General features: G+C 67.3%; 7 protein-coding genes and 1 rRNA gene. 5 read left to right on the forward strand and 3 right to left on the reverse strand.

Going from position 1 to position 12,632, the window contains the following annotated elements; genetic code table 11:
* Nucleotides 1-26 precede the first annotated feature (26 nt).
* Entirely contained in the window at nt 27-1,739 is a 1,713-nt protein-coding gene (locus tag FXN61_RS27295) for an NAD+ synthase (protein ID WP_167976881.1), read from the reverse strand.
* Between the two features lie 29 nt (nt 1,740-1,768).
* Here FXN61_RS27295 and FXN61_RS27300 point away from each other — a divergent pair, with 29 nt between their 5' ends.
* Nucleotides 1,769-3,331 (forward strand): alpha/beta hydrolase, encoded by a 1,563-nt coding sequence (locus FXN61_RS27300; protein WP_167976882.1) that lies wholly within the window; start codon nt 1,769-1,771, stop codon nt 3,329-3,331.
* A gap of 41 nt (nt 3,332-3,372) precedes the next feature.
* The gene (locus FXN61_RS27305) at nt 3,373-4,854 is read left to right on the forward strand and encodes an alpha/beta fold hydrolase (RefSeq protein WP_246292071.1); all 1,482 of its coding nucleotides are present in this window, start codon (nt 3,373-3,375) and stop codon (nt 4,852-4,854) included.
* 107 nt (nt 4,855-4,961) lie between these two features.
* Here FXN61_RS27305 and FXN61_RS27310 read toward each other — a convergent pair whose 3' ends face one another.
* A complete protein-coding gene (locus FXN61_RS27310; protein WP_167976884.1) occupies nt 4,962-6,458 on the reverse strand; it encodes an MFS transporter in 1,497 nt (498 codons plus the stop codon).
* 17 nt (nt 6,459-6,475) lie between these two features.
* A complete protein-coding gene (locus tag FXN61_RS27315) occupies nt 6,476-7,111 on the reverse strand; it encodes an LppX_LprAFG lipoprotein (protein WP_167976885.1) in 636 nt (211 codons plus the stop codon).
* A gap of 41 nt (nt 7,112-7,152) precedes the next feature.
* Between FXN61_RS27315 and glnA the strand changes: the two genes are divergently transcribed.
* The 3 genes from glnA to FXN61_RS27330 all read left to right on the forward strand — a co-directional run.
* On the forward strand, nt 7,153-8,496 hold the full coding sequence (gene glnA, locus FXN61_RS27320; protein ID WP_167976886.1) for a type I glutamate--ammonia ligase: 1,344 nt from the start codon (nt 7,153-7,155) through the stop codon (nt 8,494-8,496).
* A gap of 19 nt (nt 8,497-8,515) precedes the next feature.
* Entirely contained in the window at nt 8,516-12,043 is a 3,528-nt protein-coding gene (locus tag FXN61_RS55715; RefSeq protein ID WP_167976887.1) for an FkbM family methyltransferase, read from the forward strand.
* A 492-nt stretch (nt 12,044-12,535) separates the two neighbouring features.
* Nucleotides 12,536-12,632 (forward strand): 16S ribosomal RNA (locus FXN61_RS27330); the annotation flags it as partial.

Consider the following 12,632-nt stretch of genomic DNA (forward strand, 5'->3'; position numbering starts at 1 on the left):
CCCCGCGCGGTAGAGCAGGCTCTACTTCAGCCCTCGCGCCATCCGTTCGTGATCGGCAACCGCCGGTCCCGCCCGAAAGCCTTGTTCGAGATCTTCGTGCCCGGCGGGTACTGCCGCCTCTTGTACTCGGCCTTGTCGACCATCCGCAGCACCCTGTCGACCAGCTCGGGCGCGAACCCTGCGGAGATCAGGTCGTCGTAGCCGCGGTCGCCGTCGACGTAGCGGGTGAGCAGGTCGTCCAGCAGCTCGTAGTCGGGCAGCGAGTCCGTGTCGACCTGGCCGGGGCGCAGTTCGGCCGATGGGGGCTTGGTGATCGAGTTCTCCGGGATCGGCGGCAAATCGCCGCGCTTCTCCGCCTCGTCGTTGCGCCAGCGCGCCAGGCCGAAGACCAGCGTCTTGAACACGTCCTTGATGGGGGCATAGCCGCCGACCGCGTCGCCGTAGATCGTCGAGTAGCCGACGGCGAGCTCCGACTTGTTGCCCGTCGCCAGCACGAGGTGGCCGTGCTGGTTGGACAACGCCATCAGCAGCATGCCCCGGCAGCGCGCCTGGATGTTCTCCTCGGCCAGACCGGTCAGCTTCAGCTGCTCGACGTACGTCGACACCATGTCCGCGATCGGCTCGGTCGTGTAGTGCAACCCGGTCCGGACGGCCAGGTCGGAGGCGTCCGAACGGGAGTGATCGGACGAGTACGACGAAGGCATCGACACGCAGTACACGGAGTCAGCGCCAAGAGCGTCGACCGCCAAGGCAGCCACAACGGCGGAGTCGATGCCACCGGACAGACCGAGCACAACGGACCGGAACCCGTTCTTGTGCACGTAGTCGCGCAACCCGGTCACCAGCGCGTGCCACACCTCTGCCTCGTCGGACAGCGGCTCGAACACGCGCGGCGCGGGCAACGGCTCGTAAGCGGGTACCGCGTCCGACAGGAAGACACGGCGGACGTAGAACTCGCCGATCTGCCCCTGCTCGTGGCCGGCGCCACCCGGCAGGTCGAAGTCCACCAGCATGAGGTGCTCGACGAACTGCGGCGCCCGCCCGATCAGCTGCCCGTCAGCCGACACGACCAGGGAGTCGCCGTCGAACACCAGCTCGTCCTGCCCGCCGACCAGGTTGCAGTACGCGAGCGGCGCCCCGGCCTCAGCAGCACGACGAACCACCAGCGGCAACCGCTGGTCGTCCTTGTTGCGCTCGTACGGCGAGGCGTTCGGCGAGACCACCAGGTCGACACCGGCGTCGCCCAGCGCGGTGATCGGCCCGCCGTCCTGCCACAGGTCCTCGCAGATCACCATGCCGACCTCGACACCGTTGATCCGCAGAACGTCCAGGGACGACCCCGGCTTGAAGTACCGCCGTTCGTCGAACACCCCGTAGTTGGGCAAGTGGTGCTTGCTCTGCCGGGCCACGACACGCCCACCGGAAAGCACGGCCACAGCGTTGCGCGGGCCCACGGAGTCGTGCTCCAGGTAACCGACGAAAGCGGCGATGTCACCGAGCCCGGCATCGTTCAACGAAGCAGCCAGCGCCTCCAGTGCCTCGGCGGAGGCCCGCGCGAACGACGTGCGGATCGCCAGGTCCTCGACCGGGTAGCCGGTCAGCACCATCTCGGGGAACACCACGAGGTGCGCGCCGCCTTCACGGGCCTTGCGCGTCCACTCCACGACCAACGAAGCGTTGCCGTCAAGGTCACCGACAGTGGCGTTGACCTGGGCGAGCGCGATCCGAAGCTGCGGCATGCCCTCATCATCTCCCATACCATCGGGCTGTGGTCCGTCTCTTGAGCGTGTTGCTCGTCATTCCGCTGCTCGCGTCCTGCACGTCGATCATCGAGGGGGCGGCCAGGCCAGGCGTGTCCCTCGAGAAGCAAGGTCCGGCAGGGACAGTCCCCGCGGGCCTGGAGAAGTACTACGGCCAGCAGCTCGCCTGGCAGGAGTGCGCGTCGTTCGCCACGACCGGGTCGAGCCGGCAGGCGTACGGGAACAAGCGCGACGTCGAGTGCACCCGGCTGCAGGTCCCGCTCGACTACTCCAAACCGGACGGCGACACGATCACCATCGGTGTTCTGCGGTACAAGGCGACCGGGCAGAAGATCGGGTCGTTGCTGATCAACCCCGGCGGTCCCGGTGCCTCCGGCATGGCATCGGCCGCGAGCATGGTGTCGGACTACCGCAAGACCGAGCTCGGGCAGCGGTTCGATCTGATCGGGTTCGACCCGCGGGGGATCGGCGCGAGCGAACCGGCGGTGAAATGTCTCACCGGACCGGAGCGCGACGCCGAGCGTTTGGACCTCGATGTCGACACTTCACCCCAGGGAATCGCCCAAACGGAGCAAGAGAACAAGGCGTATGCCGAGAAGTGTGCCGCCGGTACAAAATTCGGTGCATCAATGCTCGCCAACTTGGGCACGCGGGACGTAGTTAAGGACATGGATGTCCTCCGCTCTGCGCTCGGCGACGCGAAGCTGAGCTACGTCGGGTACTCGTACGGCACCCGCATAGGCACCGAGTACGCCGAGACCTTCCCCCAGAACGTGCGCGCACTCATCCTCGACGGAGCCGTCGACCCGACCCAGGACCAGCTCGCGTCGCTGGTAGCCCAGGCCGCCGGCTTCCAGAAGGCGTTCAACGAGTTCGTGAAGTGGTGTCGAGAGAAAAGGGACTGCCCACTTGGTGATGATGCCAACGCGAGCTTTCGCCAGCTCACAACACCTCTGATCCAGAAGCCGGTCAACGTCGGCAACCGCAGCCTGTCCTACAACGACGCGATCACCGCCACGATCCAGGCGTTGTACTCGGAACAGCTGTGGCCGCTGCTGCTGGACGGCCTCAACGAGCTGAAGAACGGCAAGGGCGCCATGCTGCTGCGCCTCGCCGACGCGTACTTCGACCGCGACGACCAAGGCAACTACTCGACCATCTCGGACGCGTTCAGTGCTGTGCACTGCGTGGACGACCCACGGCTGACGGACAAGAACGCGCTGCTGGAGACCGCGAAGCGGTACAAGGCGGCGGCACCGTTCCTCGACGACGGCAACCCGCCCGGTGCCGCGCTCGACTCGTGCGCGTTCTGGCCGGCCCCTGTGTCCGGACGCACCGAGCCGCCCAAGGCCGACGGCATCCCGCCTCTGCTGGTCATCTCCACGACCGGCGACCCGGCCACGCCCTACGAAGCCGGCGTCAACCTGGCCAAAGCGCTCAACTCGCGGCTGCTCACCTTCGAAGGTGTCCAGCACACGGTCTTCCTGCAGGGCCAGAAGTGCGTGGACGACGCCGGCGTGAAGTACCTGATCGACCAGACACTGCCCGCTGACGGAACCCGGTGCGCCTAATGACGAAGAGGCGATCCCGAGTCACAGCAGCCTTGTTCGCCTTGATCGTTCTGCTCGGCACGTCCACGTCCTACGCACGCATAGACGGCTCACCCGTCGCCGCGCGCAAGGGCCTGGCGCGCTTCTACGAGCAGGCGTTGTCGTGGGGTGCCTGCCAGCCCTACGCGACCGACACGAAGAGCAAGGGCCTGTTCGAGCGCGAAGGCATCCAATGCGCGCGTCTGCAGGTTCCGCTCGACTACGAGAACCCGGACGCCGGGACGATCACTGTCGGCCTGTTACGACGGCCCGCCGCCGAACAGGGGCGACGGGTCGGCTCTCTGGTGGTGAACCCCGGCGGTCCCGGTGGTTCGGGCATGGCGCACGTCGCGAACATGCAGCCGAACAACCCGGTCAGCAAGCGGTTCGACGTGGTGGGCTTCGACCCGCGCGGCGTCGGCGCGAGCCAGCCTCGCGTGCAGTGCCTGACCGACGCCGAACGGGACGCGCAGCGCCTGCGGCCCAAGGGCGAGTCCGCGAACGCCGTGGAGACGGAGAACCGGTTCTTCGTCGAGAAGTGCGCGGAACGCAGCGGCATCGACCTTCTGCGCAACGTGGGCACCCGTGACGTCGTGCGGGACGTCGACGTGCTGCGCGGGGCGTTGAAGGAGCAGAAGCTGACCTACCTCGGCTACTCCTACGGCACGCGCATCGGCACGTTGTACGCCGAGATGTACCCGGGCAACGTCCGCGCGATGGTGCTCGACGGCGCGGTGGACGTCGACGGTGACAAGGTGGCCGCGTCGGCACGCCAGGCGCAGGGCTTCGAGGAGTCGTTCCAGCGGTTCGCGAGCTGGTGCGCCCAGCGCGACTGTCCCATCGGGACGGACACGAACGTCGCCGAGTCCCGATTCCGGCAGATGATCGAGCCGCTGAAGAAGACCCCGCTGCAGGTGGGCGAGCGCAAGCTGTCCCACTCGGACGCGAACACCGCGATCATCCAGGCGATGTACACGGACCGGCTGTGGGAGACGGCGCTCAAGGGCCTTCAGGAACTGCGGCAGAACAAGGGCAACACCCTGCTGCAGCTCGCCGACCAGTACCTCGGCCGCGCCCAGGACGGGTCCTACTCCCGCATCCAGGACGCGTTCGTCGCGATCCGCTGCGTCGACGAGCCACCGGTCAAGGACAGGGCGACCCTGGAGTCCAACCGTCGGAGGCTGTTGGAAATCCTGGGCAACGACACGATCCCCAGCGACGAGACCGCGCTCGGCCCGTGCGCTTTCTGGCCGGCCCCGCACACGTCGGAACCACATCCGCCGAACGTGAACGGCCTGCCGCAGGTGCTGGTGGTCTCCACGACCGGTGACCCGGCGACGCCCTACCAGTCCGGCGTCGACCTCGCGGCCGCGCTCGGCGCGCGTTTGCTGACGTACAACGGAAACCAGCACACGGCGTTCCTTGCCGGTATCGGCTGTGTGGACGGTGTGGGCACGAACTACCTGGTGGACCTGAGGCTGCCGGAGACCGACTCGGTCTGCTGACAAGGGGTGGCGGGCGCTCGGCTGGGACACCCCGGCCGAGCGCCTCCTCACCGAAGCCGGTCGACGATCAGCCCCGCCCTGCGCTTGAGTGGAAGGATTGTTCGAGCTCAGGGAACCAGCGTGCCTTTCGCTCCGACCCGAGCAGGAAGAAGGACCGATCCCAGCGCTCCGAGAGCGCAGATCACCGACGTGATCAGGAAGATCTCGTGGTACTCGGTGAGCAGCGCCTCGGTGAGCCCGCGCTGGTACTCGGCCATCTGCCGCTGGAACTCAGCGGGGTCGACGCCGAACGGCAGCGGCGTGTTCAGGTCTGCCGTGAGCTCGCGGAACCGGTGGAGTCCCCACGCGGACAACGCCGCCACACCCACGAGCATGCCCGTCATACGTGCGACGACGACGAACGCCGACGCCACGCCGTGCCGCACTGACGGCACAACACGCAGCACGGCACCGGACAACGGCGCGATGACCAGCCCGAGCCCGAAACCGGCGATGGCGAGGTCCCGCGTCAAAACGAACCCGGACACGTCAGCCGGCCACTGCGCGATGAACACGTACGACGCCGACGCGACCGTGAGCCCACCGAAGGACACCCAGCGGTCGCCGATCCGGCCTGCCAGGTATCCACCCAGGACAGCGCCGACGGGCAACGCGATCAGGAACCGCGTCAGCAACGTCGCCGCGGCCGCGGAGTCGTGGCGCAACACGGTCTGCGCGAACAACTCCACGTCGACCAGCGTCACCATCAACGCCGCACCGGCGGCGAGCGAAACCCCGAGCACGGCCCAGAACGGCCGCCACTGCACACCTTCGGGATCCATGAGCCGCACAGCGGCACGGCGTTCCCACATGAAGAAGGCGACCAGCACCACCAGCGCGGCACCCAGCGCCGGCCAGCCCCACGACGGCAGCACGGACTCGGCGGGCTTCGGGTTGTAGAGCGCGACCACCAGCAGCGACAACGCGCACGCGAGCAACACCCCGCCGACGACGTCGATGCGGACCTCACGTCGTGTGTTCGGCACGGTCCGTTGGACGATCACCATCGCGATGACCGCCAACGGGACGTTCACCCAGAACACCCACCGCCAGCTCTGCGGTTCCCACGCCTCGAACAACGGCAACACGTTGAACAGCGACGCAACGCCGATGCCGTACAGCGTGCCGAGGACCGAGCCGAGCTCCTGTGCGGCGCCGACCGCGCCGAGAGCCGTGGACCGCCGATGCTCGTCCCACAGGTCAGCGACCAGCGCCATCGTGACCGGCAGCAACGCGCCACCGGCGAGGCCCTGCACCACACGCCCGGCGACCAGGAGCGGCACGTCAGCGGCCAGCGCCGTGATCACCGAGCCCACCAGGAACCCGAGCAGCGACACCTGCAGCACGAACCGCCGCCCCAGCCGGTCCGACAGCTGGCCCAGCAACGGCATGCCCGCGACGTAGCCGAGCAGGTAGCCGGTGACGATCGGCGTCGCCTGCTCCAGCTCGTTCACCGCGATGCCCAGGTCGCGCACCATGTCCGTGAGGACACCGACGACGACGTACGCGTCGAGCGCACCAAGAAGGACGGCCGCGCCGGACGCGGCGAGAGCTACTCTTCTCATCGTTTTCCGACCGGCATTTACGCAGGTGCCGTGACCGTGACGGGCTTGTCGAAGTCGGTCAGCCCGATGTCGACCTTCTGACCGCCGGGCAGCTCGAACAGCGCGCTCTTGAGCTTGTTGTCCTTGTCGATCGAGAACGTCGCCTTCACGTCGGCGGAGATGCCGGGCACCAGACCGGCCGCCACGTCCTTGGGCACCGTCGCCTCGACCACCGACACGTCACCTGACGACTTCGTCTTCGCGTCCTTCGAGCTGGAGAGAACCTTCGCCACGCCCTTGTCCGGGTTCAGGATCGCGGACGGGTCGTAGACCTGGCCCGCGAACGCCGCCGGAAGCTTGGTGAACCCGCCCGTGGGGCCCTTGAAGTGCAGGTTTCCGCCGGTCAGCACGTACTCGATGGACAGCAGCTGCCCGCCGAACGTGACCTTCGCGGTGCCCTTGGAGTCACCCGCCGAGGTGAGGTCGCCGTCGGCCTCCTTCACCGGCACGTCCGGGAGCTCGCCGTCCACCTTGATGGTGAAGTGAACGGTCTTGACCGAGCGCATCGACTCGGCCGACTTGGAGAGCAGCGTCGCACCATCGGGGAGATCTCCACCGGACGTGCAGCTCGTGAGCAGGGCGAGTGCGCAAACCAACAACCAACGGGCGTACATGCGTTGATCGTAGAGACTCCGTAGCCCTTAAGCTGCGCCCTATGGACCGCCAGCAGGAGTTCGTGCTCCGCACGCTCGAGGAACGCGACATCCGGTTCGTCCGGCTCTGGTTCACCGACGTCCTGGGCTTCTTGAAGTCCGTGGCGGTGGCGCCGGCCGAGCTCGAGGGTGCCTTCAGCGAGGGCATCGGGTTCGACGGCTCGGCGATCGAGGGCTTCGCCCGCGTCTACGAGTCGGACATGGTCGCGAAGCCGGACCCCTCGACGTTCCAGGTGCTGCCCTGGCAGACGCCCGACGGCAGCAACTACTCGGCGCGCATGTACTGCGACATCACCATGCCGGACGGCTCGCCGTCGTGGGCCGACCCGCGCCACGTGCTGCGCAGGACGCTGTCGAAGGCCAGCGAGGCCGGGTTCACCTGCTACGTCCACCCCGAGATCGAGTTCTTCCTGCTCAAGGGCCTGCCCGCGGACGGAAGCGAGCCCGAGCCCGCGGACAACGGTGGCTTCTTCGACCAGACGAGTCACGAGACCGCCACGCACTTCCGCCGCCACGCCATCGAGGCGCTGGAGGCGATGGGCATCTCCGTCGAGTTCAGCCACCACGAGGGCGCGCCGGGCCAGCAGGAGATCGACCTGCGCTACGCCGACGCGCTGACCATGGCGGACAACGTCATGACGTTCCGCTACGTGGTGAAGGAGGTCGCGATCACGCAGGGCGTGCGCGCCTCGTTCATGCCCAAGCCGTTCTCCGACCAGCCCGGGTCGGGCATGCACACGCACATCTCGCTGTTCGAGGGCGACCGCAACGCCTTCTACGACGACGAGGACCCGTACCAGCTCAGCGACATCGGCAAGATGTTCGTGGCGGGTGTGCTGAAGCACGCGCGTGAGATCTCCGGCGTCACGAACCAGTGGGTGAACTCCTACAAGCGCCTGATCGTCGGCGGTGAGGCACCCACGGCCGTGTGCTGGGGTCACGCGAACCGCTCGGCACTGGTCCGCGTGCCGATGTACTCGCCGGGCAAGTCGTCGTCGCGCCGCGTCGAGATCCGCTCGCTGGACTCCGCGTGCAACCCGTACCTGGCCTATTCGGTGATCCTGGCCGCCGGGCTCAAGGGCATCGAGAAGGGCTACGAGCTGCCGCCGCCCGCCGAGGACGACGTGTGGTCGCTGACCGACCGCGAACGTCGTGCCGCCGGTTACGCGAACCTGCCGCAGAACCTCGGCGAGGCCCTCACCGAGATGGAGAACTCGGAACTGCTCCCCGAGGCACTGGGCGAGCACGTCTACGACTTCTTCCTGCGCAACAAGAGGACGGAATGGGACGCGTACCGTCGAAGCGTCACCCCGTACGAGTTGCGCACACTTCTTCCGGTGCTGTGAGGCCGATACGTTGCTCTCCGTGACAGATGTACCCGAGTTCCAGCCGACGATCTGCGCGTGCACGGTCGCCACGGCGGCGGAACTGCCCGCGGTCAAGGTCCTGTCCAGCTCGTTCCTCGCGGAGCACCCCGAGGGCCGGTTCGTCGCGCTGATCGTCGACGCGCAGCCGGAGCACGCGGGGCCCGGGCTGATCACGCCGCTGGAGATCGGCGTGGCCGAGGTCGAGCTGCACGTGCTCGCGACCTCGCTGGACGCCTCCGACCTGAAGGCGGCGATGGTGCCGCGGTTGCTGCAGGCGTTGCTGTCGCAGGGCATGCCCGTGCTGTACCTCGACCCGTGGGTCCAGGTGTTCGGGTCGCTCACGAAGCTCGTGCTGGAGGCGTTGCGCAACGCCCCGGTCGTGATGTTGCCGCGCACGTTGCGGCCGTTGCCGTCGGACGGTCTGCAGCCGGGGCCCGCCGAGCTGCACGAGCTGGGCGCGTTCGACCCCGGTTTCATCGCGGTCGGCGAAGGCTCCGAGCCCTACCTGGCCTCGCTCGACATGCCGGCGATCGTGCCGCACCACGTCGTGCGCGACGCGCGGGTCGGGTTGTCGGTGTGGAACGTTTCGGACCGGCCGTTGCACCGCACCGAGTCCGGGACGCTGGCCGTCGTCGGTCAGGACCTGCTGACCGTGCACTTCCGCGGGTTCGACCCGCGGCGGCCGTGGCTGCTGTCCGCCGATTTCGCGGAACGTCCCCGCGTGCTGCTCTCTGAGCACCCGGAGGTCGCCGAGCTGTGCACCGCCTACCGCGCCGAGCTGGTGCGATGCGGCTGGACCGCGCAGCCCGTGCCGTACCGGTTCGACTCTCTGATCGACGGCACTCAGATCCCGTCCGAGCTGCGTGCCGACTACCGGGCCGAGTCGCTGACGCCGACACCGGCGTTCGGTGAAGACGGTGGTGGTGGGTTCCTCATCTGGGCGTGCGAGCCGACTGAGAACGGCGGCACGCGGTGGGCCGATGCGGTGTGGCGTGCTGACGCGTCGTTGCAGCAGCAGTTCCCCGCGCCCTTCGGTGCGGATGCCGATGCCTGGCGTGAGTGGTGTGCCGGGGTCGGCGTCGCGTCCGGGCGGTTGCCGGTGCCCGCCGTGCCGCAGCCTCGGCAAGAAGGACCCGCGCTGCTGGACCAGCTCGGTGTGTCCGTCGTGGGTTCGGGGCCGCTGTCGGAGCTGATGCTCGCTGCCGCGCGCGCGTCCGGACTGCCGGTGTCGACTTCCGCCGGCTATCCCGTCGTGGTGCGCACTTCTTCGTCGGACGAAGTGCCTGACGGACGGTTCATCGTCGAAGTCGCTTTGGACGCCACCGCTGCGGACGACCGCACGGGCGTTAATGAGCTTTGGCTGTCGTCTGACGTCTCGCGTGCTGCCGCGGAACGCATCGGCGGGCCCATCGTGCGTGTGGTTCCCGTGCCGGTGCAGGACGTTGGCCTGCGTGAGCACGAGTCCGGCGAGGTGGTGGTGTTCGCGGCGATCGCGGACCACTCTCTCGACCGGTCCGGCAACGTGCTGGGTGCGGTGTCGGCGTTCTTGAGCGCGTTCCCCGATCGTTCGGACGTCGAGCTGAGGATCGCGGTGTCCGGTGCTTTCGAGCATCCGGAGGCCGCCGAGCGGCTGCGCCTGGCCACTGCCTCTGACCAGCGGATTTCGTTGGTCGAGGACTTCGACGTGTGTCTTTCTGCCGATGTCGTGGTGTCGTTGCACCGCGGTGGGGCGGACGATCGGATCGCGTTGCACCTGGCGACGCTGGCCGTGCAGGGAGTGCCCGTCGTGGCGTCCGACCACGGTGCTGTTGCCGAGCTCTTCGGCAAGACCGCGGTTCTCGTGCCGTGCCAGGGTGTCGAGCCCGATGTGCAGGCTGCCTCGCAGTTGCTGCGCTCGTTGGCAGAAGACCTGCCCACCGCGGCGGCGCTGGGAGCCGTCGGACGTGAGCACGTGCTGTCGGTGCGGTCGGTCGCACGGGTGGGTGAAGTTCTTCGCGAGCGCGTCGAGCACGCGTACCGGGGATGGCGGGCACGCCGGCCGAAGCCGAAGCCCGAGGTCGACCCGATGCTCGCGTTGCAGTCGGCCAAGCACGCGTTACTACGTCAGCCCAACGTGGACGGCCCTCATCGGACGCCGATGGCACCCGCGTTGCGCAAGGTCGTGTTGCGCGCGCTGGACCACTACGACAACCACATGCGCCAGGTGCTGCACACCCTGATCGACGGGGTCGAGCGCACCGTGTCCGAGCTGGTCAACCGGCAGGACGCGCTGAAGGCGGGCGTCGGCGCTGGTGAGCTGGAGCTGCTGCGCGCCGAGGTCGAGCAGGTCGCGGAACGGCAGTCGCACTTCGGTGACCAGCTGGTCGGCGTCGACGACGGTGTCGTGCGCGTGCGCGCGGACATGGCAGGTCAGGGACGCCGGCTGCGGGACATCGAGGACGCCGTCGTGACCGAGGCCGCCAAGCGCGCCAAGGCGACCGACGTGCTGGCCGAGCGGATCGACAAGCTGACCGTGGCCCTCGATCGGACCTTGGACCGCATCGACACCCTGGAGTCCAAGGTCGTCGAGGTGTTCCGCGAGCGCGACTCGCGGCTGGACGTTGCGATCCGTGCGGCCAACCACGCACAACAGACCGCGGACGCGTTGCGTCGCGTCGTGGTCCGTCAGCACGAGGCTTCCGATGACGCGCCTCAAGTGCGTTCGTCGCTGGTGCTGTGCGACGCGGGCATGATGCGGCTGCCCTCCGACGACGCGTTCATGCTTCCGCTGTTGTCGTCCAACGGTGTGTGGGAGCCGGATCTCGCGGAGCTGCTCGACTCGCTGGTCGAGCCGGACGGGATCTTCCTCGATGTCGGGGCGTACGTCGGGTATCACTCGATCAGGGTGTTGTCGCGGCTCGGCTTGATGGGCGCCGTTGTCGCCGTCGAGCCGGATCCGTCCGCGGCGGCGTTGCTGCGGTACAACGCGTCGGCGAACCTGCCCGCTGCTGTGGCCGAGCGGTTGACCGTGATCGAGGGCGCCGCGTGGGAGAGCGCGGGTGAGTTGGCGACTTCACCGACGTTGACCGGTGGCGTGTCGGTGTCATCGCTGGCCGCGGACGCTGGCGACGACGTTGCTCGGGTGCGCGCGGTGCGCCTGGACAAGGAGATCGAAGAGATCGCCTTGGTGAAGGGCATGAAGCTTTCGGTTGTTCGCGTCGACACGCCTGGCCGAGGTCACCGCGCGCTCGCGGGTCTCGTCCGGTTGTTGCGCAGGGATCGGCCGCACGTGTTCCTGGAGTTCTCCGCGACCGCGACCGCCGACTTCGGTGACGATCCGGTGACGGTCCTCAAGGAGTTCGGCGTCTGGGGCTACGACCTGGTGCCGTTGGCGACCCGTCAGGTGGCTTCACCGGACCAGATCGTCATGGCGATGGAGGGACTTCGTTCCATCAGTCTGTGGCTGCGACCGCGTCCGGTTGGCGCCAAGACGGCTGCTCCCTCGCCGTCCGTGCCGATCAAGCAGCCCGCTGACCAGGCGATTTGACTTTGGATCTGCCCGTGAGTAACTTTCTCCAAGTCGTCAGCGAGAACCCCGGAACGAGCGGTTGACACCGCGAATCGGGCCGGGTAGAGTCTCACGGCGTCAAACCCCCAGAAGTATAATGAACGGCCTACCAGGCTGTCCGGGATCTGAAAACGACCCCGATTTGACACCGGAAAAGCCACTCAGATAACTTCTGAACCAAGCGAAAAACTGAATGCGAAGCGAGTTTGCGCGGAGCCTGAATCACCGGAAACGGCGATTTGACAAAGCGAAAACGAACGAGCTAAGCTTTCAACACAAGCCCCGAGTGAAACTCTCCGGAAACGGAGAATGGATCCGGTGAGCGCGTGTTCTTTGAGAACTCAACAGCGTGCCGATAACACAGCCAGTAATATATGAATACCTCCTCGTCGAGGTATTCCTTTGAGTAGATAGATTGCCAGACATATTCCGTCTGGAGCGATCAAACACCAAAGGTTATTAAACACAGCCTTATTGGAGAGTTTGATCCTGGCTCAGGACGAACGCTGGCGGCGTGCTTAACACATGCAAGTCGAGCGGTAAGGCCCTTCGGGGTACACGAGCGGCG

The organism is Lentzea indica (genome assembly GCF_012184385.1).
GTDB classification, from domain to species: domain Bacteria; phylum Actinomycetota; class Actinomycetes; order Mycobacteriales; family Pseudonocardiaceae; genus Lentzea; species Lentzea indica.